The following is a 23334-nucleotide window of genomic DNA, read 5'->3' as shown; positions in this document are numbered from 1 at the left end:
TTGCTCAAAATTCACAATAATGAAGAAAATTCTTATTACCGTACTAATAGGTTTAGTTGCTTTTAAATCGGTGAAAGCACAAAATGATATCGAAAAATTTAATCCAATTACAACAGGTGTTCCTTTCTTACTTATTGCCGCTGACCCTCGTGCTGGCGCATTAGGAGACATAGGTGTTGTGACTTCTCACGATGCTTTTTCACAGCACTGGAACCCAGCTCAAAACGTTTTTGCATTGTCTAAACAAGGAGTTGGTATTTCATACACTCCATATTTAAGTAAATTGGTAAACGATATATTCTTAGCCGACGTAACCTATTACAACCGTCTAAGCGAGCGTAGTGCTGTAGGTGCTAGTTTAAGATATTTTAAACTCGGTGACATTGAAGCACGTCAAACATTAGAGCAAGACCCATTAATCTTAAGCCCTAACGAATTTACTTTCGACGTGTCTTACGCACTTAGATTAAGTGAGCGTTTTTCTATGGCAGTATCTGGTAGATACCTTCGTTCAGATTTAAAGCTTCAAACAAGTGATGCCGATGCTTCTGCAGCAAGCTCATTTGCAGTAGATGTTTCAGGATATTACCAAAGTGAAGAAATTCCTTACGACGAATTTGATGGTCGTTGGAGAATGGGTTTCAATATTTCAAACATTGGACCTAAAATTAGTTATGACAACTCAGAAAATTCTGAAAGTTTTTTGCCAACTAACTTAGCTTTAGGTGGAGGTTTCGACTTTATTCTTGATGAGTACAACAAAGTAGGGGTTTCATTGGAAGTTAATAAACTTTTAGTACCAACTCCACAAGACCCAGACCTTAACGGTGATGGAGTTATTGAACAAGAAGAAGTTGCTCAAAACAACAGAGACTATAGAAACATAAGCTTTATCTCTGGTATGTTTAAGTCGTTTGGAGATGCTCCAGGAGGAATGTCTGAAGAATTAAAAGAATTTACTTGGGCATTAGGTGCTGAATACTGGTATCAAGATGTATTTGCTTTCCGCGCTGGTTACTTCAACGAAAGCGACATGAAAGGTGGAAGAAAATTTGCTTCTGTAGGTGCAGGTTTCCGTTATACTGCTATCAACATTGATATTTCTTACTTATTTGGAACTGGTAAAGTTGTTACTCCACTAGACGGAACACTTCGTTTTGGATTGACTTTCAACTTTGGTGATACTTACGACGAGTATTAAAATGAAAAGGTGAGCAGCTAAGCTCTCTTCCTGCTAGGTTTTCAAAACCTTTTAGGGATATTAATAATCACACGTGAAAAAACAAAAAATAGAAATCTCAATTGAAGTTTTTGAATCTGTTTCAGAGCTTCCAAAAGATATTCAAGAATTAATGAATAAGGCGCAAGAAGCACGTAATAATGCTTATGCGCCTTATTCACTTTTTAAAGTGGGAGCAGCTATTAGGCTTGCTTCAAACGAAATTACTATTGGCAGTAATCAAGAAAATGCAGCTTATCCTTCAGGATTATGCGCAGAGCGTGTGGCTATTTTCCATACAGGAGCACTCTATCCAAATGAAGAAATTAAAGCAATTGCTATTTCTGCCAGTTCTTCTAAACAAGTTCTAACCGAACCCATTGGACCGTGTGGCGCCTGCAGACAGTCTTTAGCGGAATACGAACAAAAACAAAAATCTCCAATCGCTGTATATTTTATGGGTGAAACTGGAAAGGTTGTAAAAACTAATTCAGTAATGGATTTACTTCCCTTAGGTTTCGATGCCAAATACCTCTAACAGAAGCATTAAATCTAAAATATTCACTTTCTAAATAAACTTTGTCCAAAACTCGCTTTTAGCAATTTTTCAGGCATTTGTATTTTAGGAATTGTTATTTGTATTTTCTCCTTTTAAAGTACTATTTTTGTTATCCGTTTAATAAATTTTCCCCTGGGAAAACCTTATAGCAGATAGATGAAGAAAATCACTAAGAAAACGTACCTAGATTGGTACGAAAACATGCTCTTTTGGCGCAAATTCGAAGACAAACTTGCGCAAGTTTATATCAATCAAAAAGTAAGAGGTTTTCTACACCTTTACAATGGTCAAGAAGCTGTTCTAGCAGGTGCTTTGCACGCTATGGATCTTTCTAAAGACCGAATGATTACCGCATACAGAAACCACGTACAACCTATTGGTATGGGTGTAGACCCAAGAAAAGTAATGGCAGAGCTTTATGGTAAGGCAACTGGTACTTCTCAAGGTTTAGGAGGTTCTATGCATATTTTTGCTAAAGAACACCGTTTTTACGGAGGTCACGGTATTGTAGGAGGACAAATTCCACTAGGTGCTGGCTTGGCTTTTGCCGATAAATATTTTGAAAGAGACGCTGTAACCTTAACCTATATGGGAGATGGTGCTACGCGTCAAGGTTCGCTTCACGAGACTTTTAACCTTGCAATGCTTTGGAAACTTCCAGTAGTATTCTGTGTTGAAAATAATGGGTACGCTATGGGAACTTCGGTTGAACGTACCGCAAACCACACCGATATTTACAAACTTGGTCTTGGCTACGAAATGCCTTGTAAACCAGTTGATGCTATGAAGCCAGAAGTAGTAGCAAAAGAAATGGACGAGGCTATTAAACGCGCACGTCGCGGAGATGGACCGACTTTCTTAGAGTTGCGTACCTATCGCTACCGTGGACACTCAATGAGTGATGCACAGCATTATAGAACAAAAGAAGAAGTTGCAAAGAAACAAGAAGAAGATCCAATTAGCTATGTTCTTCATCAAATCTATGAAAACAATTGGGCAACTCAAGACGAGATTAAAAAGATAAACCAAAGGGTTAAAGACTTGGTTGACGAATGTGAAAAATTCGCTGAAGAATCTCCATATCCAGAGAAGAACGTGATGTTCGATTCTGTTTATGAACAACAAGATTACCCTTTTTTATCAGATAAATTATAAGAGATGGCAGAAGTAATAAACATGCCGCGTTTAAGCGACACCATGGAGGAAGGAACGGTAGCAACTTGGCTTAAAAAAGTTGGGGATACCGTAAACGAAGGCGATATTTTAGCCGAAATTGAAACCGATAAAGCCACAATGGAGTTTGAATCTTTTTACGAAGGAACATTACTTCACATAGGAATTCAAGAAGGTGAAACCGCACCTGTAGATACTCTTTTGGCGATAATTGGTGAAGAAGGCGAAGACATTTCTGATTTACTAAAAGGTAAAAGTTCTGAAGAAAAAGAAACTGATACCAACAACAAATCGAAAGAACAGGAAAAGGCTGAAGATTCTCCAAAAGAAACTGAGGAGTCATCGACATCAGAAAAAGCAGATTTGCCTGAAGGTGTTGAAGTAATTACAATGCCACGTCTAAGTGATACAATGACGGAAGGAACTGTTGCTAGCTGGCTTAAAAACGAAGGCGATAAGGTTGAAGAAGGTGATATTTTAGCTGAAATTGAAACCGATAAGGCTACCATGGAGTTTGAGTCTTTCTACTCTGGAACGCTTTTAAAAATTGCCATTGGCGCAGGCGAGTCGTCACCTGTAGATGCTGTACTTGCTATTATTGGTCCAGAAGGAACTGACGTAACTGGAATTGTTGAAAGCTATCAAACAAAATCAAATACTTCTGAGGCACCTAAAGAGGAGAAAAAAGAAACTTCTAAACCAAAAGAAGCGGAAAAAGCGACTCCGGTTCAAGCTTCAAAAGAAAATACAAGATCAGAAACTATTAATGAAGGAAGACTATTTGTATCTCCTTTAGCAAGAGTTTTAGCTGAAGAAAAGGGAATTAACCTGCGTCATGTTCGTGGAAGTGGTGAAAATGGGCGTATTGTAAAAAGCGATATTGAAAACTATCAGCCAGCTGCAGCAGGTGGAGCACAAGCTTACACTCCAGTTGGAACAGAAAGTTTTGAAGAGGTGAAAAACTCTCAGATGCGTAAGACCATCGCCAAGCGATTGTCTGAATCTAAATTTACGGCTCCAGAATACTATCTAACTGTTGAGTTGGACATGGATAACGCAATTTCATCACGCCAAGCGATAAACTCTGATCCAGATGTTAAAATATCGTTTAACGATATGATCATTAAAGCGTGTGCAATGGCGTTGCGTAAGCACCCACAAGTAAACAGCCAATGGTCACCAGAAGCTACAAAAATTGCAAAGCACATCCATATCGGGGTTGCAGTAGCAGTAGATGAAGGATTGCTTGTACCTGTATTGAAATTTGCAGACCAAATGACGTTCTCGCAAATTGGAGCTCAAGTAAAAGAGTTGGCTGGAAAAGCAAGAAATAAGAAAATAACTCCACAAGAAATGGAAGGTAGTACGTTTACTGTTTCTAACCTTGGAATGTTTGGAATAGATGAATTTACTTCTATTATAAACCAACCAAACTCAGCGATTTTATCGGTTGGGGCTATTGTACAAAAACCAGTGGTTAAAAACGGGCAAATAGCTGTGGGTAATACTATGAAGGTTACACTTGCTTGCGACCACAGAACAGTTGATGGTGCAACAGGAGCTAAATTCTTACAAACAGTACGACAGTATATCGAGAATCCTGTTACTATGTTTGTGTAGAAATTAAAAGACTACAAGGTGATTTCCGCTTTTTAACAGGTCTCCTTGTAAAGTTTAATATTCATTAGGTTTAGACCTACAAGGTGGGCTCCGGCAACACCTTGCAGGTCTTTTCATTAAATATCACTCCATGAAAAACATAATAATTACAGGAACATCAAGAGGTATTGGCTTTGAAATGGTGAAGTTATTTTCAGAAGCTGGACATAATGTATTAGCGCTTTCGAGAAACTCTAAGCCTGTTTCAGAGTTAAACTTGAAAAATGTTACTGCTTTAGAATTTGATATCGCTGACGGAGCTGCAATTGTAAAACTATCCAGCTTTCTTCAATCAAGAATGGAAAGAGTAGATGTTTTAATAAACAACGCTGGACACTTAGTTAATAAACCTTTTGAAGAAATTACTGCCGAAGAATTTAAGGCTTGTTACGATGTAAATGTGTTAGGGCCTTCTATTTTAATAAGAACCTTGCTACCTTATATAAACAAGGATGGACACGTGGTAAATATAAGTAGCATGGGTGGTGTTCAAGGCAGTGTGAAGTTCCCAGGACTAAGTGCATATAGCAGTAGTAAAGGTGCAATACTTACCCTAACAGAATTGCTTGCTGAGGAGTATAAAGAAACGGGTCCTTCTTTTAATGCGTTAGCATTAGGCTCTGTACAAACGGAAATGCTTGAGGAAGCTTTCCCAGGCTTAAAAGCCCCACTTTCAGCCACCGAAATGGCGCAATACATCATGGATTTTTCCCTTACGGGAAACAAGTTTTTCAATGGAAAAATTTTACAGGTTTCGAGTACTACGCCTTAATTATATTTTACAACTTAAAACTTACAGAAAGCATAATATATGGTTTTTGTAGTCTATATGAAAAAGTTGAAAATGAATAATCTGTAATATCGGTTCTCTTAAAAACACTTTTATTTGAAGTAATATTTTTTGATATAATTGAGTAATCAATCTTACCTTTTTTTGATGTAAAAGTTAAAGATGAATCTAAGAATAAAAAATCTTGAGTGTTACTCACATCTAGTTTATAATAATCAAAGTTTGTCGCGAATCGGATTTTATTACTAGGTTTTAGATTCTACTTTAGGACCGCCACCGCGACCTCCAAAAACCTCAGTCCCGAGTACTGCACTCTCGGTATCCCAATACCATTGAAAAGACCAAAACAAACCTGTTACAGACATTATAACTAAAAATATAGCAGTGTAAAATCCCAAAGTTACATGTAGGTCATGGATAATACGCTTCCATTTGATGTTAATTGCCATTCGTGGTAAGAAATATTATCTAAGGTGAACTCACCATCCCCATTTGCGGTTCCTCCTTATTTTATTTCGGAGATATAAACACTGGCAAAAGGGGTAGGATTGTTGTCGATATCGATAACCTTTCCTTGAATTGTTACTACTTCCTGCGCTATCACAAACTGTGCGCAAATCATAAAAAGTAACGAAGTAATATATTTCATTTTATGCTATATTAATTTAAATAAAACTTTCCAACTTATTGATATTAAAATAAATGGCAGATCCTTTAGCTTTCCATTCTGATTTTAATTTTATATTTTGACATCTAAATGAGCATTTTGAGTCTAAATCTGGGTATTTTTGAAGCTGTTTCTACGTGTAAAAATTCATATCTTGACCTTCTATGATAGAGATTCTTGAGAAATATATTCCACAGGCGTCTGTTGTTCCAGTTTTTGAGCTAATAAAGACTCACAATGTTCACCTAAAAATTGTTAACCAACGTGTTACACGTCACGGAGACTATAGAAGAATGCCTAATGGGCAACATCAAATTACTGTAAACACTTCTTTAAATAAATATCGTTTTCTTATAACCCTTATTCACGAAATAGCACATTTAGAAGCTTTCGAAAAGTACGGCAGGCTTATTAAACCACACGGAATTGAATGGAAGCGCACATTTCAAATGCTAATGCTTCCCTTTTTACGTCCAGAGGTTTTTCCAAATCAACTTTTACCATTATTAGCGCGACATTTTAAAAATCCGACAGCATCTAGTGACACCGACGCAAAATTATCGCTAGCGTTGAAGCAGTTCGATCCCGAGAATGATAAAAACTATATCTTTGAAATCCCCTTAGGTGGTAGTTTTAGACTATATAATGGGAGAATATTTAAACGCGGAAAAAAGAAAGTGAAGCGATTTGAATGTGTAGAAATTGCAACAGGCAGAGTTTACCTTTTTAATCCAAATGCTGAAGTGGAATTTTTGAAATAAATATGAAAAGATTCCGATTAACAGTTAGCAAGAACTGGACTTAACCTATTAAAAAATACAGACATCGAATTAGATCTTGTTCTCTAATTCTTTAATGTCTTGAATCAAAATATTAACTATGAATAAAAACTATTATGCAGTAATAATGGCGGGTGGTATTGGCTCAAGATTTTGGCCAGTAAGCACACAAGAATTTCCAAAGCAATTCCACGATATGTTGGGTTCTGGAGAAACCTTACTGCAGAAAACGTTTTCGAGGCTTAACAAAATTATACCTTCAGAAAACATCTATATACTTACCAATGAAAGGTATTTGGAGATTACACTTGAGCAATTGCCTAAGATTTCAGAAAAGCAAGTAGTATTAGAACCTGCTATGCGAAATACCGCCCCTTGCATTTTGCTTTCCGCTTTAAAAATAAAGAAAGAAAACCCAAATGCATTAATGTTGGTTGCCCCAAGCGACCATTGGATAGAGGATGAACTTGCTTTTTCAAAAGACGTACAAGAATGTTTTGACGCTGCTGAAAAAGAGGATATTTTACTCACTTTAGGAATTAAACCTACTTTTCCAAACACTGGATTTGGCTATATAGAAAGTAAAACGGAGCCTGCGTTAAGTGAAGCTGAAGAACTTGATAACCAAAAAGTAGCTCATAATAACATCACTAAAGTAAAACAGTTTCGAGAAAAACCAGATTATGAAACCGCCAAGAAATTTATAGCCGCTGGGAATTTTAATTGGAATGCTGGTATTTTTATTTGGAGTGCCAAAAGTATAGTGAGTTCATTTGAGAAATATTTAGGTGAGATGTACACCTTGTTTTCAAATGGAAATAAGTTTCTAAACACAGACAAGGAAAAGACATTTATTGAAGAAAACTATTCAGCGGCAGAAAACATATCTATTGATTACGGAATTTTAGAAAAAGCTGATAATGTTTACGTAAAAAAAGCTACTTTCGATTGGAACGATTTGGGTACTTGGGGAGCGCTTCACGACAAGTTAGAGAAAGATAATTTCAACAATTCTGTTGTAAATGCTGACACTCTCATAGAAAACTCGAAAAACAATATGATATTTACATCGTCAAAAAAACTTGTTGTTTTAGACGGAATTGAGGATTATATTGTAGTGGATAAAGAAGATGTTTTACTTGTATTCCCAAAGGATAAGGAACAAGAGATAAAAGAACTTTTAAAAGATGTTTCCAATAAGTTTGGTAAAAAATATTTATAAATGGAGAATTCAAATAACAATAATGAAGTAAAGGTTACTCCTAATGACGAGGAGTTTGAGCAAGTAAAACTCAATACTTGGCAAAGCATCAAACAGTTCTTAAAAGAACTTTTCGACATTCGTGCAGACACCGACCGAGACGCTACAATTGATGCAGTAAAAAAAGACATTTCCTTTAAAGGGCATACTGCTTGGATTCTTATTTTCTCCATATTCGTTGCATCTATTGGTCTTAACGTAAGTAGTACTGCTGTTGTAATTGGAGCCATGCTTATTTCTCCACTTATGGGACCAATTGTAGGTATTGGACTGTCTGTAGCTATTAACGACGTAGAAACCCTTAGACGTTCGCTTATAAACTTAGGGGTAATGGTATTTTTAAGTGTGCTTACAGCATTTCTTTACTTTAAGTTATCTCCACTTACCGAAGAAACACCTGAGCTTATTGCAAGAACATATCCTACAATCTTAGACGTGCTGATTGCCATTTTTGGTGGATTAGGACTTATAGTTGCTAAAACAAAAAGCGGAACAATAGCTAGCGTTATATTTGGGGTTGCAATTGCCACCGCCTTAATGCCACCCTTGTGTACGGTGGGTTATGGATTAGCAATTGGAAATGCTTCATATGCCGGTGGTGCTTTATACTTATTTAGCATTAATGCAGTGTTTATTGCGCTATCTACATTTATAGTTTCAAAAATATTGAGGTTTCCATTAGTAAGGTATGCAAACAGTAAAAGACGTAAGCGAATTTCTCAAATTGCATCTTTAATTGCTATTGCGGTAATGGTTCCTAGTGTATGGTTATTTATAAAACTATTAGACCAACAAGTTTTTGAAAACAGAGCTAAAGAGTTTGTAAACAAAACTGTAAAATACGACGGAGCCGAAGTAGTTAAATTCACTCAAGATTACAAGACAAAAGATATAGACGTTTATTTTATTGGTCGCCCAGTGCCACAATCTAAAATAAATGAATGGTTAACCGAGTTAGAAAACACTGACAAGCTAGAAACAGCTCGCTTGCGAATTTACCAAGGAACCGATCAAAGTGGAGAAATGGCAGCAAGGCTTTCAGGTGAAATTAAAGCAGGTATTTTAGAAGATCTTTACGTAAAAAACGAACAGATTATTCAAAATAAGGATGAAAGAATTCGCTTTTTAGAGGATCAAATCACCATGTTAAAAGTTAAGAGTATTCCTTTTGATGAAGTGAGTAAAGAACTTAAGATAAACTACGAAAACGTTGAAACATTTAGCTATTCAAACAAAATTACAACCGACTTTAAAAAAACAGATACACTGCCTGTTATAAACATACGTTGGAAGAAAAATGTTCCAGCTAGACAACGCCAAGCAGAATTAAAGAAAATTGAAGCTTGGATTAAGTTTAAAATGAAATTGGATACACTTGATGTATCAGAATACAGATAGGGCAAAAAGCTGATTAAGCTTTATTTTCCTTTAACTGAACATCGCGTATTTTCTTAAATAAATCTGATGAATATACAAAACTGGTAACGTCTTCGTTATCAGTTTTGAATATTTCTTGGTTTGTCCCTTGCCAAACTAATTTGCCATTTTTAAGCAACATTACCTTCTCACCAATTTCCATAACTGAATTCATATCGTGGGTTACCACGATAGTTGTAATATCGTATTCATGAGTAATCTCCTGAATTAACGTATCGATTAAGGTAGCTGTTTTTGGGTCTAGTCCAGAGTTAGGTTCATCACAGAATAAATACTTCGGCTTGTTTACAATTGCACGAGCAATAGAAACACGTTTTTGCATCCCACCAGAAATTTCGGCAGTATATTTTTTATTAACCCCTTCGAGGTTTACACGTTTTAAAACTTCATTTACTCGAGCCAGCATTTCTGGCTTCTTCATCTTTGTAAACATTCGCAACGGAAACATTACATTTTCTTCAATATTCATCGAATCAAATAATGCTCCACCTTGAAAAAGCATCCCCATTTCCTCGCGAAGCTTGCGTTGCCTTTCGTCGTCCATATCTTGAATAGCCTCGTCTCCGTAATAGATTTTGCCTTGTTCTGGCCTAAATAATCCAATAAGACATTTAAGCATAACGGATTTACCACTACCACTCTGCCCGATAATAAGGTTGGTTTTCCCTTTTTCGAAAACAGTGGTAATCCCTTTTAGAATTTCTTCTTCACCAAATCTTTTATGTACATCTTCAATTTTTATCATGCGCTTAAAAGGAGTTGGGTTATTATATAGTTTGCGGCAATTATAAGTACACTAGTCCACACAAAGGAATTTGTACTTGCTTTACCTACTTCAAGTGAGCCACCTTTCATATAGTAACCTTGCCAAGAAGGTACAGTAGCTAATATAAAGGCAAATATGAATGTTTTAAAGAAGGCGTAAAATAGTTGATAGGGTATAAAATCTTCTTGAACTCCAGCAATAAAATCGGCAGAACTACTAAAACCACCATATACCGCTGCTACCCAACCTCCAAAAACTCCTAAAAACATTGAAAGCACTATCACAAAAGGATAAAACATTAGAGCGACAATTTTAGGAAATACCAAGTAGTTAAGGGAGTTTATACCCATAACTTCCAAAGCATCAATCTGCTCTGTAACTCGCATAGAGCCAATACTAGAAGTAATAAAAGATCCAACTTTACCGGCCATAATAATTGAGATAAAAGTTGGAGCAAACTCCAAGATAACAGACTGTCGAGTTGCAAACCCAATTAAACTATCTGGAACAATTGGGTTGTCCATGTTTAATGCTGTTTGAATAGACACAACACCTCCCACGAAAAAAGATATAAAAGCAACGATACCCAAAGAACTTATAATAAGGTCGTTTATATCCTTAAAGATCATATGTTTCAATACTGATGTTTTAGTGAAGCTTGCGAACACTTTTTTAAGCATCAAAAAATAAGAACCAATATCATGTAAATACTTCATAAAATCTATAGTTATGGCTAAAGTACTAAATTTACATTAGTGTAATTTATAAAAGTGCGTTAAGAATTCATTGGTAAGATGCTTTTTACAATTTAAATTAAATTCAAAACATAGTATCTAACTTCTCAGACCTTTTATAACTTGTTATTTAAGCTTAATGCAATTATTAAGCTTAAATAACAGTCATTAAAATAAAAATCAATATTCGAAAACCAATTACTTTAAAAGTTCCATCATTTTAAAGTAAATCTCATTGTTTTCATAAATCCCATTAAACAATTCTGCTCCAGGTCCTTTAGCAAATACAGGCACCATCGTCCCAGAGTGCCCAGGGGTTGAAAACACTGGGTTTATTTTATTATAATCTCCATCTTTTGAAGCTAAAGTAAAGCCTCCTGTTTCATGGTCTGCAGTCACGATTACCAAAGTTTCACCGTTTTTAGCAGCAAAATCTAAAGCAACACCTATAGCTTTATCAAAGTCTAAAAGTTCTTCAATTAAGTAGTCACCTTCATTATTATGTCCGCCCCAATCAATCTGGCTCCCTTCAACCATTAAGAAAAAACCATTTTCGTTTTTAGACAATTTCTCCATTGCTAGTTTTGTTGCATTTGGAAGGAAATCTCCCCTACCCTCACTCATTTTTGGCATTCCATCTTCAGCAAGTAAAATCAATTCATTTTTATCACTTGGAGATTTTGGTAATTTATCTGTTATCACTTCATAACCATTGTCTTTCATAGACGCCAATAAATCTTTACCGTCCTTTCTTTTGTTGAAAAACTTTAGACCACCACCTGCAAAAAAGTTAACTCCACTTTTTGGAGCAAACTCAGTAATTTCCTCATACATACTTCTGCTTTTCACGTGTGCATAAAAAGAAGCAGGCGTCGCGTGTTGTATAGATGAAGTTGCAACAAGTCCGGTACCATATCCTCTTTTTACAAGATGTTCTACAATAGTTGGAACCGGAATGGTGTCTTTATCTACTCCAATAGCTCCGTTGTAGGTTTTAACCCCTGTAGAAAAAACTGTTGCACCTGCAGCAGAATCGGTAATCAACTCGTTTGAAGAGGAAGTTTTACTCAAGCCTATAGTATTAAAGCGCTCAAAATTTGGCTTCGCATTTTTATAATATATAGCCGCTGAAACCTGACTCAAGCCCATACCATCACCTATTAAAAGGATGATGTTTTTAGGTTTTTTCGATTCTTGAGGCACATGTGAAACGGTGTTATCTTTCACATTTACAGAAACACAAGAAGTTGAAATAATTGAAACTGACAATAAAATTGTAAGGAGAGAAAACTTAATCTTCATATTATTTAATTTTTCCGGTAAAAATAGGAATTAATAAGGTTATGATGTGTTAAGAGTTTGTTGTTAAATAAGGTATTCTACACTAATCTCCCGCTCATTGAATTAACGAACTCCTATTTTCCTAAAAATATTTTTCCAGCGCAAATCCCGGATAAACTTCCCTTCTTTTTCTGATACCATATACTCTAAGTTTTCCCTTTTCGCTTTGTAAAAACCTTTTATCGTATTTATGAAAAATGAAAGGCTATTTTTTTTGGAAGCTAGTTTTGCTGAAGCGATAAACGTTAACCAAAACCCATAACGCATTTTATAAAAAGCTTCACCTTGTCTATATTTTGAAGCTTCTGTATAAACTTTCCCCGTTGGTTTTAAGTGTTTTACTTTTAAGGAAGTATCAGTTTTTATAGTCCACCCGTGGTATTCTGCCAATAAACCATCTACAGAATCCCAACCAATAGATATTTTAAGTCCGCCTATATCTTCAAAACACTTTTTACGATACAGTTTTATAGGTCCGCGAACTTTAGTTTTCTCTGAAATAGCTTCAAACTTCCATTCCCCATCGTTTTCAATATAGAGATTCCCTCCAGCTAAACCTACGTTATTATCAGCCTTAAAAAGTTGAATGGTTTTCTGAAAATAATCTTTAGGAAGTATTAAGTCGGCATCAAATTTTCCAATTAGTTCAAAATCTGAATCTAGCGTTTCTAAGCCTTTGTAAAATGCATTTACTACTTTACTTCCAGGCTCGTGAAGTGCTTCTGAATTGTGAAAAACACTTTGGATAAAGGGATACTGTCTTGAAAATTGATCGACAATCTTTTGAGTGTCGTCTGTTGAAGCATCATTTACAACAACAACTTTTTTTGGAAGAATTGTTTGTTCAACGATTGATTGTAGCATCTTACCTATATAAGCCTCTTCGTTATGGGCGGGTATGATGATGTAAAAATCCATTAATCTCTAACAGCGTAAACTAAATAATATCTCGGCGTAAAACTACGTAGTATTGGACGTATTCCTATTTTCTTTACTGGGTTTGTAAACTTTTCGCGCTTAACAATTCGCCACCCAGCTTTTTCAAGAAGCCAATCAAATTGCCAATCTTCAAATTCGTGATAATGTCTATCCCATTTATCGGTTTTACTTCTATAGGCCGAAGCAAACCAAAGCCTTAACGGGATTGATGCTACTAATTTCTTAGCTTCAATATCTTTTATAACATTAAAGGGAGACACTAAGTGTTCAAAAATCTCGAATGCTGTAACAACATCGTAGGAATCAGTTTTTACAACATCGGTCTCCAGGTCTAAATCCTGCCCCTTAGTATTTGTTACGTTGTAACCTTCCTTAGTAAGAATTTCAGAAAAAGGGTTTGAAACCCCTAAATCAAGAATTTTCTCTTCTTTAGAAATTACATCATTTAAAAAACGTAATGTGTGGTTATATCTTTTAGTAGGAAACTTACCTTCGTACATATTTTTTAATTCAGAGTTCAGAATTCGGAATTCTGAATTAATTACACCCTATAAACTATCGCATTAATATTCATTCCCGCACCCACACTTGCTAGAATAACTACATCTCCTTTGTTTAAAGAATGTCCTTCAAGTTCACCATTTAAAACTAAATCGTAAAGTGTTGGAACTGTAGCTACACTGCTATTTCCTAACTTACCTATACTCATAGGCATAATTTTATCTGGAGTAGGTTTGTCGTAGAGTTTATAGAAACGATTAATAATAGCCTCGTCCATCTTTTCATTGGCTTGATGGATAAGAATTTTCTTAACATCATCAATTCCAATTCCAGAATTATCTAGGCAAGTTTTCATAGCGTCTGGCACTCGATTTAAGGCGAATTCATAAATCTTACGACCGTACATTTTTATATATCGGCGCTTATCTTTAATTTCTAAATTATTGCTTTCGCCAAAATAGATGAAATGAGCTTCATCAAACGCATAGGTAGCGCTAAAATGACTTAATATACCGCCCTCTTCATCTGTTGCTTCAACAACTGCCGCACCTGCACCATCGCTGTAAATCATTGAATCGCGATCGTGAGGATCAACAACTCTAGATAGCGCTTCAGCACCAATCACCAAGCATTTTTTTGCAATACCAGATTTTATAAATGCATTGGCTTGAATCATACTTTCTATCCACCCAGGGCAACCAAAAAGCATATCGTATGCTACACAGGTTGGTTTTTGGATTTTAAGATTGTGCTTTACGCGAGTTGCAATACTTGGAACAGTATCACTTTGCGCAGAATCGTGTTTAACATCACCATAATTATGCGCTACAATAATGTAATCTAAATCTTCCTTATCAATCCCCGAATCTTTAATAGCCTTTTCGGCAGCAAAAGTTGCTATATCAGAAGTATTTAAGTTTTTAGGAATATAACGACGTTCGTCTATTCCTGTAATAGCCTTAAACTTCGCAATAATTGTATCATTTTTTTGACCAAATCGGGTGCCATCTTCATTGTAAAAATGATGATTCCCAAACTGTTCATTCTTTGCAATTTCGCTTGGAATATAACTGCCTATACCTGTTATTTTGACATTCATATTTTGAAAAGTTTTTTTTAAAAATACGGAAAAAAATAATTAATCCCGATAGCTAAATAGTGAAACGGTATTCAGTAAATAAATTTAAGATAAATTCAATACTGAATACCGTTACTTTTTAATTAATTAAGCTTCCATATAAGCTTCAATTGGGTCGCAAGTACAAATTAAGTTACGATCACCATAAGCATCATCTACTCTTCTAATTGAAGGCCAGAATTTATTGTCTGAAATATATTCTAATGGGAAAGCTGCTTCTTGTCTTGTGTAAGGGAAGTCCCATTCATTTGAAGTAAGCATCTGTAAAGTATGAGGTGCATTTTTTAATACATTGTTTGGCTCATCTTTATCAGCACTTTCAATTTCTTGTCGGATAGAAATCATAGCTTCACAGAATTGATCTAACGCCATTTTACTTTCACTTTCAGTTGGCTCAATCATAAGTGTACCAGCAATAGGGAAAGAAACTGTTGGCGCGTGGAATCCGTAATCCATCAATCGTTTAGCGATATCTACAACTTCAATTCCTTTTGCTTTAAACGGACGACAGTCCACAATCATTTCGTGAGCTGCACGACCTCTTTCACCTGCATAAAGCACTTCATAATGTCCGCTTAATCTTTCTTTGATATAATTGGCATTCAAAATTGCGTGTTCTGTAGCTTTTTTCAAACCATTTACTCCCAACATACAGATGTATGCATAGCTAATTAAGCAAACCAACGAACTACCGTAAGGAGCCGATGAAATTGAAGTAATCGCCTGATCACCTCCAGTTGGAATTACTGGGTTAGTTGGTAAAAACGGAACTAATTGTTCTGCTACACAAATAGGACCAACTCCAGGACCTCCACCTCCGTGAGGAATAGCGAAAGTTTTGTGTAGGTTTAAGTGACAAACATCTGCTCCAATAGCACCAGGATTGGTCAACCCTACTTGAGCGTTCATGTTTGCACCATCCATATATACTTGTCCACCATTTTCGTGAATAATACTAGTAATTTCGCGAATTGCAGATTCGTAAACTCCGTGTGTTGACGGATATGTAACCATTAAACAAGCAAGGTTGTCTTTGTGTTTTAAAGCTTTTTCACGAAGATCGTTAACATCTATATTTCCTTCATCTGTAGCTTTAGTAACAACCACTTTCATTCCTGCCATAACCGCACTTGCAGGGTTTGTTCCGTGTGCAGAAGAAGGAATCAAGCAAATATTTCTATGTCCTTCTCCGCGTGATTCGTGATAAGCACGAATTACCATTAACCCAGCAAATTCACCTTGTGCACCACTATTAGGTTGTAGGGAAGTTCCAGCAAATCCTGTGATTTCAGTAAGTTGTTTTTCTAGTTTCTTTAAAACTGTTTGGTAACCTTCAGCTTGTTCTACCGGTACAAATGGGTGTACATTCCCCCACATTGGATCGCTTAATGGCAACATTTCAGCTGCAGCATTAAGTTTCATAGTACAAGAACCTAGTGAAATCATTGAATGATTTAATGAAAGATCTTTGCGCTCCAATTTTTTGATGTAACGCATCATGTCTGTTTCACTGTGGTACTTATTGAAAACTTCTTGTTGAAGAAATTCAGTTTTACGAGCTACTTCTTGTGGAATTTTATTTCCAGTTTCAAGTTCAGTTAACTTTTTGAAGTCTTTTTTAACAGCTTCAGAGAAGATAGCAAGTATTTTATTTAAGTCTTTTACTGTAGTAGTTTCATTTATCGAAATAGAAACTGTTTCATTATCTGGATAATAGAAGTTTACTTCTTTTGCTTCAGCTAAGAATTTGATTTTTGTAGCATCTGTTTTAATAGCTATAGTATCAAAGAAAGTATCGTTCACTTGCTCAAAACCTAGCTCTTCTAATGCATTTGCAAGCGTAACTGCACTGTTGTGTACTTTTCTTGCAATATACTTTAATCCTTCTGGTCCATGGTAAACAGCGTACATACCAGCCATTACAGCTAATAATACTTGTGCAGTACAAATGTTTGAAGTTGCCTTGTCACGTTTAATATGCTGCTCTCTAGTTTGAAGCGCCATACGCAATGCACGGTTTCCGTCTGCATCTTTAGTAATTCCAATTATACGTCCTGGAATACTACGTTTGTATTCTTCTTTTGTCGCAAAATAAGCAGCGTGTGGCCCACCATATCCCAATGGAATTCCAAAGCGTTGTGTAGTACCAACAACTACATCAACTCCATAATGCCCAGGAGACTCAAGCATCACAAGACTTAAAATATCTGCAGCAACCGCAACCTTAATATTGTTTGCGTTAGCTTTTTCGATAAAGTTTTTATAGTTGTGAACTTTTCCTGTTCTACTTGGGTACTGAAGAATAGCTCCAAAGAATTCATCAGCGAAATCAAAATCTTCGTGATTCCCTACAACCAATTCAATATCTAAAGGATTTGAACGAGTTTGTAATAACGAAAGTGTTTGTGGAAGAATATCTTCTGAAACAAAGAATTTAGAAGCGTTAATTTTTTTCTTATCTCTTTCACGTACATTATAAAGAAGCGACATAGCTTCTGCTGCTGCAGTTGACTCGTCAAGAAGTGAAGCGTTTGCAAGCTCCATTCCTGTAAGGTCACTAATTACTGTTTGAAAGTTTAATAATGCTTCTAGCCTACCTTGTGCAATCTCTGCTTGATAAGGTGTATAAGCAGTATACCATCCTGGATTTTCCAAAATATTACGTTGGATTACAGGAGGAAGAATAGATTGGTGGTATCCTAAACCAATGTATGTTTTAAATAATTTATTTTTAGACGACAATTCTGTGATATGCTCTAAATACTCCTGCTCACTCATAGCCGTTTCTAGGTTGAGGGGTTTTTTTAGTAGAATATCGTCTGGAACGGTTTCATAAATTAGTTGGTCCATAGAGCTTACACCAACTGTTTCAAGCATCTCAGGAAGTTCACTTTCCCTTGGGCCAATATGTCTTAATGCAAAAGAATCTGTGTTCATAAAAATTGCCGAATTTTAATCTTTAGCTTTATTGATTGCCAAATAAAACGATCAAAAAAACTTAGGATTTATATAATAATAACATTTAGATTTTTAAAATGAGCAGACTATTAAAACTCAATAGTTTGCAATGCGGCGCAAAATTACGATTTTTAACGAGAATCAATTCCTTTTTAGTGATTTGAAAAATTAATTTTTTCAACTAAATCAATAGGTTACTAACAGTTTGCCTAATTTTGAAATCATGAATTTTCTGAGGGGTGTTTTCAGGTTTTATATAAACAGCAGCATACACGTTGCTTTAGCTGTTTTAGCCTTCTTTTTCATCACCGCTTTAGAGTATAATTTAAAAGCACCACAAACCACCTCAGCCTTTATTTTTCTAGGAACAATATCGGCTTACAATTTTGTAAAATACGCCTCAATAGCAGGACTACATCACAGAAGTCTTACCAATTCTTTACGGGCGATTCAAATTTTTTCTGCAGTTTGCTTTCTGCTCTGGATTTTTCTAGCGTTTCAACTTTCATTTTCAACAATTCTCTTTATTGCGTTATTTGGAATCACAACGGTTCTATATGCAGTTCCTTTTGCACAACACAGGAGTCTGCGTATGTTTTCAGGATTAAAAATATTTGTAGTTGCATTTGTTTGGACAGGAATTACGGTTATTATTCCGTTTATAGCTTCGGAATCAACAATCACAAGTGATGTGGTTCTTACTTTTATCCAACGTTTTTTAATTGTAGTAGTGCTTATTTTACCTTTTGAAATTCGCGATATTCAATATGATGCGTTAGCCCTAAAAACTATCCCACAACAACTTGGTATTAAAAACACTAAAATAGCAGGTTTAGCTGCTTTATCAATTAGTCTATTTATTGAGTTTTTTAAGGAAGCATCAGAAGCTGCTTATATCACAAGTTTGCTATTATTCTCAATAATTTTAGGTTGGGCAGTATTAATTTCAAAAAAAGACCAGAAGCGATATTTCTCTTCATTTTGGGTAGAGGGTTTACCGATACTTTGGTTTGTAATGTATGTCACTCTTAAAACAATTTAAGAATTAAGCTTATCGGCTAGCTCTTTTTGAAGCTTCTCTTTTAACTGTAATTTACTTTCGGGATTAAGAGTTTTAATTTCTACAGCTTTTAAAGTATTTGTAAGTTTTTGATTCTTCTTCGCGTAGTTGTTACAAAGTTTACAAAGTAAGAGGTGCAGTTTTAGTTTTAATTTTTCGGATATACTAATCTCCTTATATTGGTTTTTGTCACACAAACATGCTGCTTCGTGACATTTTAAAAATAACTTCATAGAATATTAATTGTACCAGTTTTTTTCTAAACACTCCATCAAATTCTTACGTGCTCTGTGGATAATAACCCACAGATTAGACGGAGTAATGTTGTATTCTTTACAAAGAACATCCGTATCTTGATTTTCGATTGTTTTCTTTTTAAAAATTTCACCTTGCTTTGTTGGTAGTTTATTCAAGCACTTTATAATGGCGAGTCCGAGTTCGCTATTCTCCATTTTATCTTCGGCTGTTCTGTCAAATAAATCTGCAGCATTTTCCTCAAGCCAATTACCTTCTATATCATCGCTTTTATATGAAACAAGAACTTCAGCCTTCCCTTTATTCGAATTTTTTTTGCGGTAATAATCAATTATTTTCCGCTTTAAAATCGAAATAAGCCATGTGCGTTCACTAGCCTCACCTTTAAAATTGTGTTTGGACCTTAGTCCTGCTAGAAAAGTTTCTGAAATCAAATCTTGCGCAATCACAGCATCATTCACCCTTACAATAGTATAATTGTAAAGATAATCGGCGTAATTATCTACCCACTTACTCGGATTTAATACTTCCACTATATAATTGTTTTATCTTTTTCAAAATAGAGGAGGATATTAATTTAGACTTAAGTTAAGTTCTTATTTAACACCATAAGATACGTCAAAAAATTTAAACTTCATTATTAGGAGATTAAATTCATTAAAAGTTTTAATTTTACGTAAATTAACTTACAAACTTCCCAATGAAAAACTTTACAACAACCTTTATCTTATTCTTTTTTTTAGCAACTGCGGTAATTGCACAAAACAACAATTCATTTTACGCAACCATGAGTGGAGAGACTGCTTTAAAATTTAAGCAGCTGTACCCAAATGATATTCAAATATTAGATACAAAAAACAACGAATCTGCTGTTTATCTTACTGAGGAAGTTTCTCACAAAATACACGAAAACGTTCAAGTTCACGGTCCAGGATATATTTTTAGACCTTCTAAAGAAAAGGCGCTACAAGCTTTAAATAGAGTTCAAAGCAGAAATTCATTTTTAGAATATACAATCACAGAAACCGATTTAGTAAATGAATGTCTAGATCTGGTTAATAACCAAAATATAGAAGATGATATTCTAGAATTGCAAGCTTACGGAACACGTCATCACGAAACATCTCAAGGCGAACAATCTGTTCATGACTTAAAAGCTAAATGGGATGCTATGATTGCACAATCTGGTAGAACCGACATTCACACTCGTATTTACAATCATCAAAACACACCAATGCCTTCTGTAATTCTAACTATTGATGGAGCCAACACTCCAGATGAATATGTGATTATTGGTGGACATTTAGATTCAACTTCATTTTGGGATATAAATGATGCTCCTGGTGCCGATGATAATGCTTCGGGAATCTCTTCTTTAAACGAAATGATTCGTGTGCTTTTAGCAAAGGAGTTTGTTCCAAATCGCACTATTGAAGTTATGGCTTATGCTGCTGAAGAAATTGGACTTGTAGGTTCAGAAGAAATTGCTTCAGAATATGCAAGCAACGGAATAAATGTTGGAGCCTACGTTCAGTTTGATATGACAGGCTACAATGGTTCTAACGAAGATGTTTGGATTTCTACAGATTGGTACAACAGTAGCGCATTAAACAACTTTTTGGTTGATTTAATGGATCATTATAACGGAACCGGTAACCACGCTTTTACCTATAACTTTACCGAATGTGGATACGGTTGTTCAGATCATGCAAGCTGGGCAAACAATGGTTACGAAGCAGCATTTCCTTTTGAAGCTAAATTCAGCGAGTCTAATCCAAAAATACATACAGATGAGGATGTTTATTCTTTTTTCGACACCCCTGAACATTCAGCAAAATTTACAAAACTAGGATTGCAATTCTTAATTGAAGCTGCCAAGCCACAAACAATGTCTGTAAATGATTTTTCAGAAAACGCTATTGCTGTATTTGTAAATGAAAACATACTTAATTACCGTCTAAACAATCTAACTACAAACGTTAGCGATATTTCTATTTACAATATAGGCGGACAAAGTGTTATCAATGAAAAGGCAAATTCTCAATCTGGAAGTGTTAATCTTACAGCCTTAGACAAAGGTTTTTACATTGTAAAATTCAACTTTACTAACGGTAGAACATTGAGTAAAAAGTTTATTCTAAATTAATTCTCGTAATCAACAGGACACCTTAATAGCTTGGGTATTTTTATCAGTAGAATTCAAAATATTGCGGCCCAAAACAACTTAACTTTAATTGAAGTTAGGCAACTTTTTGGTGGAGATATCAATGAAGTATTCCTACTGAAATGTAAAGAAGGGAATTTTGTAGTTAAATTGAATGATGCTACAAAATTCCCTAAAATGTTTACTGCTGAAGCAAAAGGTTTAAACTATTTGAGAGATTCGAATAGCTTTAAAATCCCTAAGGTTTTAGCAAATGGAGAAATTGAAAACACTTCATACTTATTACTCGAATATATCTCAAGTGGAGAGCTAAATGCTGGTTTTTGGAAATCTTTTGCCGATAATTTAGCAAAGCTTCATCAAGTAACTCAAACAGATTTTGGATTAGACCACGATAACTATATAGGTAGTCTGCCTCAAAAAAACAACTTTAGTAAATCTGCTTCAGAATTTTATATAAGTAATCGGTTAGAGCCACAATTTAATATGGCGTCAGAAAATGGGTTTCAGTTTAAAAACTTAGCTAGCTTTTATAAAACCATTTCAGAAATAATCCCAAATGAAGCACCATCTTTAATTCACGGTGACTTATGGAGTGGTAACTATATGGTTAGTAAAAAAAGCCAAGCTGTTTTAATAGATCCTGCGGTCGCCTTTGCTCCTCGAGAAATGGATATTGCAATGATGAAGTTGTTTGGAGGATTTTCAGAAGAATTAATTGTCAACTACAATTCTATTTTTCCTTTAGAAAAAGGTTGGGAAGATAGGGTTTCTCTTTGGCAGCTGTACTACTTACTCGTGCATCTTAATCTATTTGGAAGTAGTTATTTACCGAAAGTGAACTCAATTATAAATAAATATTCTTGATTTAATAAAAACGTGTCGCTTATCGCACAACCAATCCTTTTTGGATAGCAAGTAAAATCGTGGAATTAATTCCTATTTTTGCAGCTCAAATAAAAAAACGAATTAAATGAAAGCATATATCTTCCCTGGACAAGGTGCTCAATTCACTGGAATGGGTAAAGACCTTTACGATAATTCTGCGAAAGCAAAAGAATTATTTAATCAAGCCAATGAAATCTTAGGCTTTGACATTACCAAAATTATGTTTGAAGGTTCTGCCGACGAATTGAAGGAAACAAAAGTTACGCAACCAGCTATATTTTTACACTCTACAATATTAGCAGAAGTAATGGGCGACAGATTTCAACCTGATATGGTTGCTGGACATTCATTAGGGGAAATTTCAGCTTTAGTAGCAAATAGAACCATAGCATTTAGCGATGGATTGCAGTTGGTTTACAAGCGTGCTTTAGCAATGCAAAAAGCTTGTGAGCAAACACCTTCGACTATGGCTGCTGTTTTAGGTTTAGAAGATCATTTAGTTGAAGAGATTTGTGCAAATACTCCAGGAATTGTGGTTGCCGCAAATTACAATTGCCCAGGACAATTAGTAATATCTGGTGAAATTGATGCTGTAGGCACAGCTTGTGAAAGTTTAAAAGAAGCAGGAGCACGTAGAGCACTTATCTTACCAGTAGGTGGTGCATTCCACAGTCCATTAATGGAACCAGCAAGAGAAGAACTTGCTGCTGCCATTGAAGCTACTCAATTTACAGCTCCAGCTTGCCCTATCTATCAAAACGTGTCAACATTTGCAGTTACCGACCCTTCTGAAATAAAGGAAAATCTTATATTCCAACTTACAGCTCCAGTAAAATGGACTCAAAGCATTCAGAATATGATTAAAGATGGCGCAACAAAATTTATTGAAGTTGGACCAGGAAATGTATTACAAGGCTTAGTGAAGAAAATTGACCGTACTGCAGAAACTGAAAAAGCAGAAATGTAAATTAAAAATTCATATTTAAAATTATCAAAAACGTCGAAGGCTAGTTTCTTTCGACGTTTTTTTATACCTATTCTTAAAA

23 protein-coding genes are annotated in these 23334 nt (G+C 35.3%); 12 read left to right on the top strand and 11 right to left on the bottom strand.

Annotated features, from left to right (window positions below):
- Positions 1–19 precede the first annotated feature (19 nt).
- The 5 genes from porV (at position 20) to G3A46_RS09255 (ending at position 5382) form a co-directional block, all read left to right on the top strand.
- Entirely contained in the window at positions 20–1201 is a 1182-nt protein-coding gene (gene porV, locus G3A46_RS09275) for a type IX secretion system outer membrane channel protein PorV (RefSeq protein ID WP_165149179.1), read from the top strand.
- A gap of 73 nt (positions 1202–1274) precedes the next feature.
- Complete coding sequence (gene cdd, locus G3A46_RS09270) at positions 1275–1757, top strand: cytidine deaminase (protein WP_165149177.1); 483 nt, start codon at positions 1275–1277, stop codon at positions 1755–1757.
- A 177-nt stretch (positions 1758–1934) separates the two neighbouring features.
- Positions 1935–2933: a pyruvate dehydrogenase (acetyl-transferring) E1 component subunit alpha gene (pdhA, locus tag G3A46_RS09265; protein ID WP_165149175.1), complete on the top strand. Its 999-nt coding sequence runs from the start codon at positions 1935–1937 to the stop codon at positions 2931–2933.
- Between the two features lie 3 nt (positions 2934–2936).
- Positions 2937–4571 carry a pyruvate dehydrogenase complex dihydrolipoamide acetyltransferase gene (locus tag G3A46_RS09260; protein ID WP_165149173.1) on the top strand — a complete coding sequence of 545 codons (1635 nt, stop codon included), beginning with the start codon at positions 2937–2939 and terminating at the stop codon, positions 4569–4571.
- Positions 4572–4701: 130 nt separating this feature from the next.
- Positions 4702–5382, top strand: coding sequence for an SDR family oxidoreductase (locus G3A46_RS09255; protein ID WP_165149171.1), 681 nt, complete (start codon positions 4702–4704; stop codon positions 5380–5382).
- Between the two features lie 263 nt (positions 5383–5645).
- Here G3A46_RS09255 and G3A46_RS09250 read toward each other — a convergent pair whose 3' ends face one another.
- Positions 5646–5849 carry a PepSY-associated TM helix domain-containing protein gene (locus G3A46_RS09250; RefSeq protein WP_165149169.1) on the bottom strand — a complete coding sequence of 68 codons (204 nt, stop codon included), beginning with the start codon at positions 5847–5849 and terminating at the stop codon, positions 5646–5648.
- A gap of 56 nt (positions 5850–5905) precedes the next feature.
- Positions 5906–6049, bottom strand: a complete 144-nt coding sequence (locus tag G3A46_RS09245; RefSeq protein ID WP_165149167.1) for a hypothetical protein — start codon at positions 6047–6049, stop codon at positions 5906–5908.
- 182 nt (positions 6050–6231) lie between these two features.
- Between G3A46_RS09245 and G3A46_RS09240 the strand changes: the two genes are divergently transcribed.
- From G3A46_RS09240 to G3A46_RS09230, 3 genes are all read left to right on the top strand, one after another.
- Complete coding sequence (locus G3A46_RS09240; RefSeq protein WP_165149165.1) at positions 6232–6828, top strand: SprT-like domain-containing protein; 597 nt, start codon at positions 6232–6234, stop codon at positions 6826–6828.
- 118 nt (positions 6829–6946) lie between these two features.
- A complete protein-coding gene (locus G3A46_RS09235; protein WP_165149163.1) occupies positions 6947–8068 on the top strand; it encodes a mannose-1-phosphate guanylyltransferase in 1122 nt (373 codons plus the stop codon).
- Positions 8069–9505, top strand: a complete 1437-nt coding sequence (locus tag G3A46_RS09230; RefSeq protein WP_165149161.1) for a DUF389 domain-containing protein — start codon at positions 8069–8071, stop codon at positions 9503–9505. It abuts the gene before it with no gap.
- 13 nt (positions 9506–9518) lie between these two features.
- On the opposite strand, the gene G3A46_RS09225 is transcribed toward G3A46_RS09230, so the two are convergent.
- From G3A46_RS09225 to gcvP, 7 genes are all read right to left on the bottom strand, one after another.
- A complete protein-coding gene (locus G3A46_RS09225) occupies positions 9519–10289 on the bottom strand; it encodes an ATP-binding cassette domain-containing protein (RefSeq protein WP_165149159.1) in 771 nt (256 codons plus the stop codon).
- On the bottom strand, positions 10286–11026 hold the full coding sequence (locus tag G3A46_RS09220) for an ABC transporter permease (RefSeq protein ID WP_179951763.1): 741 nt from the start codon (positions 11024–11026) through the stop codon (positions 10286–10288). Before G3A46_RS09220 ends, G3A46_RS09225 begins: the two co-directional genes overlap by 4 nt.
- Before the next feature lie 216 nt (positions 11027–11242).
- Positions 11243–12346 carry an alkaline phosphatase gene (locus G3A46_RS09215; protein WP_165149158.1) on the bottom strand — a complete coding sequence of 368 codons (1104 nt, stop codon included), beginning with the start codon at positions 12344–12346 and terminating at the stop codon, positions 11243–11245.
- Between the two features lie 102 nt (positions 12347–12448).
- Positions 12449–13303 (bottom strand): glycosyltransferase family 2 protein, encoded by an 855-nt coding sequence (locus G3A46_RS09210; protein WP_165149156.1) that lies wholly within the window; start codon positions 13301–13303, stop codon positions 12449–12451.
- Positions 13303–13824: a class I SAM-dependent methyltransferase gene (locus G3A46_RS09205; RefSeq protein WP_165149154.1), complete on the bottom strand. Its 522-nt coding sequence runs from the start codon at positions 13822–13824 to the stop codon at positions 13303–13305. Before G3A46_RS09205 ends, G3A46_RS09210 begins: the two co-directional genes overlap by 1 nt.
- Before the next feature lie 41 nt (positions 13825–13865).
- Positions 13866–14924, bottom strand: a complete 1059-nt coding sequence (locus G3A46_RS09200; RefSeq protein WP_165149152.1) for a 3-oxoacyl-ACP synthase III family protein — start codon at positions 14922–14924, stop codon at positions 13866–13868.
- 126 nt (positions 14925–15050) lie between these two features.
- Entirely contained in the window at positions 15051–17900 is a 2850-nt protein-coding gene (gcvP, locus tag G3A46_RS09195; protein WP_165149150.1) for an aminomethyl-transferring glycine dehydrogenase, read from the bottom strand.
- Positions 17901–18144: 244 nt separating this feature from the next.
- On the opposite strand from gcvP, the gene G3A46_RS09190 reads away from it, so the two are divergent.
- The gene (locus tag G3A46_RS09190; RefSeq protein ID WP_165149148.1) at positions 18145–18963 is read left to right on the top strand and encodes a hypothetical protein; all 819 of its coding nucleotides are present in this window, start codon (positions 18145–18147) and stop codon (positions 18961–18963) included.
- On the opposite strand, the gene G3A46_RS09185 is transcribed toward G3A46_RS09190, so the two are convergent.
- The gene (locus tag G3A46_RS09185) at positions 18960–19214 is read right to left on the bottom strand and encodes a hypothetical protein (protein WP_165149146.1); all 255 of its coding nucleotides are present in this window, start codon (positions 19212–19214) and stop codon (positions 18960–18962) included. The genes G3A46_RS09190 and G3A46_RS09185 overlap by 4 nt on opposite strands.
- A gap of 6 nt (positions 19215–19220) precedes the next feature.
- Entirely contained in the window at positions 19221–19769 is a 549-nt protein-coding gene (locus G3A46_RS09180; RefSeq protein WP_165149144.1) for a sigma-70 family RNA polymerase sigma factor, read from the bottom strand.
- 167 nt (positions 19770–19936) lie between these two features.
- Here G3A46_RS09180 and G3A46_RS09175 point away from each other — a divergent pair, with 167 nt between their 5' ends.
- From G3A46_RS09175 to fabD, 3 genes are all read left to right on the top strand, one after another.
- Positions 19937–21382 (top strand): M28 family peptidase, encoded by a 1446-nt coding sequence (locus G3A46_RS09175; protein ID WP_165149142.1) that lies wholly within the window; start codon positions 19937–19939, stop codon positions 21380–21382.
- A 30-nt stretch (positions 21383–21412) separates the two neighbouring features.
- The gene (locus tag G3A46_RS09170; protein WP_206735996.1) at positions 21413–22267 is read left to right on the top strand and encodes a fructosamine kinase family protein; all 855 of its coding nucleotides are present in this window, start codon (positions 21413–21415) and stop codon (positions 22265–22267) included.
- Between the two features lie 106 nt (positions 22268–22373).
- On the top strand, positions 22374–23255 hold the full coding sequence (gene fabD / locus G3A46_RS09165) for an ACP S-malonyltransferase (protein ID WP_165149140.1): 882 nt from the start codon (positions 22374–22376) through the stop codon (positions 23253–23255).
- Positions 23256–23334 lie beyond the last annotated feature (79 nt).

This window comes from Aequorivita sp. KMM 9714, assembly GCF_011065475.1.
Taxonomy (GTDB): Bacteria; Bacteroidota; Bacteroidia; order Flavobacteriales; family Flavobacteriaceae; genus Aequorivita; species Aequorivita sinensis.
Note: the sequence above shows the minus strand (reverse complement) of the source record. Positions and strands in the feature narration are given on the sequence as shown.

Coding starts and splice junctions, on each gene's coding strand:
- porV (WP_165149179.1), top strand. CDS start 20: ATGAAGAAAATTCTTATTACCGTACTAATAGGTTTAGTTGCTTTTAAA.
- pdhA (WP_165149175.1), top strand. CDS start 1,935: ATGAAGAAAATCACTAAGAAAACGTACCTAGATTGGTACGAAAACATG.
- G3A46_RS09260 (WP_165149173.1), top strand. CDS start 2,937: ATGGCAGAAGTAATAAACATGCCGCGTTTAAGCGACACCATGGAGGAA.
- G3A46_RS09255 (WP_165149171.1), top strand. CDS start 4,702: ATGAAAAACATAATAATTACAGGAACATCAAGAGGTATTGGCTTTGAA.
- G3A46_RS09250 (WP_165149169.1), bottom strand. CDS start 5,849: ATGGCAATTAACATCAAATGGAAGCGTATTATCCATGACCTACATGTA.
- G3A46_RS09245 (WP_165149167.1), bottom strand. CDS start 6,049: ATGAAATATATTACTTCGTTACTTTTTATGATTTGCGCACAGTTTGTG.
- G3A46_RS09240 (WP_165149165.1), top strand. CDS start 6,232: ATGATAGAGATTCTTGAGAAATATATTCCACAGGCGTCTGTTGTTCCA.
- G3A46_RS09235 (WP_165149163.1), top strand. CDS start 6,947: ATGAATAAAAACTATTATGCAGTAATAATGGCGGGTGGTATTGGCTCA.
- G3A46_RS09230 (WP_165149161.1), top strand. CDS start 8,069: ATGGAGAATTCAAATAACAATAATGAAGTAAAGGTTACTCCTAATGAC.
- G3A46_RS09225 (WP_165149159.1), bottom strand. CDS start 10,289: ATGATAAAAATTGAAGATGTACATAAAAGATTTGGTGAAGAAGAAATT.
- G3A46_RS09220 (WP_179951763.1), bottom strand. CDS start 11,026: ATGAAGTATTTACATGATATTGGTTCTTATTTTTTGATGCTTAAAAAA.
- G3A46_RS09215 (WP_165149158.1), bottom strand. CDS start 12,346: ATGAAGATTAAGTTTTCTCTCCTTACAATTTTATTGTCAGTTTCAATT.
- G3A46_RS09210 (WP_165149156.1), bottom strand. CDS start 13,303: ATGGATTTTTACATCATCATACCCGCCCATAACGAAGAGGCTTATATA.
- G3A46_RS09205 (WP_165149154.1), bottom strand. CDS start 13,824: ATGTACGAAGGTAAGTTTCCTACTAAAAGATATAACCACACATTACGT.
- G3A46_RS09200 (WP_165149152.1), bottom strand. CDS start 14,924: ATGAATGTCAAAATAACAGGTATAGGCAGTTATATTCCAAGCGAAATT.
- gcvP (WP_165149150.1), bottom strand. CDS start 17,900: ATGAACACAGATTCTTTTGCATTAAGACATATTGGCCCAAGGGAAAGT.
- G3A46_RS09190 (WP_165149148.1), top strand. CDS start 18,145: ATGAATTTTCTGAGGGGTGTTTTCAGGTTTTATATAAACAGCAGCATA.
- G3A46_RS09185 (WP_165149146.1), bottom strand. CDS start 19,214: ATGAAGTTATTTTTAAAATGTCACGAAGCAGCATGTTTGTGTGACAAA.
- G3A46_RS09175 (WP_165149142.1), top strand. CDS start 19,937: ATGAAAAACTTTACAACAACCTTTATCTTATTCTTTTTTTTAGCAACT.
- fabD (WP_165149140.1), top strand. CDS start 22,374: ATGAAAGCATATATCTTCCCTGGACAAGGTGCTCAATTCACTGGAATG.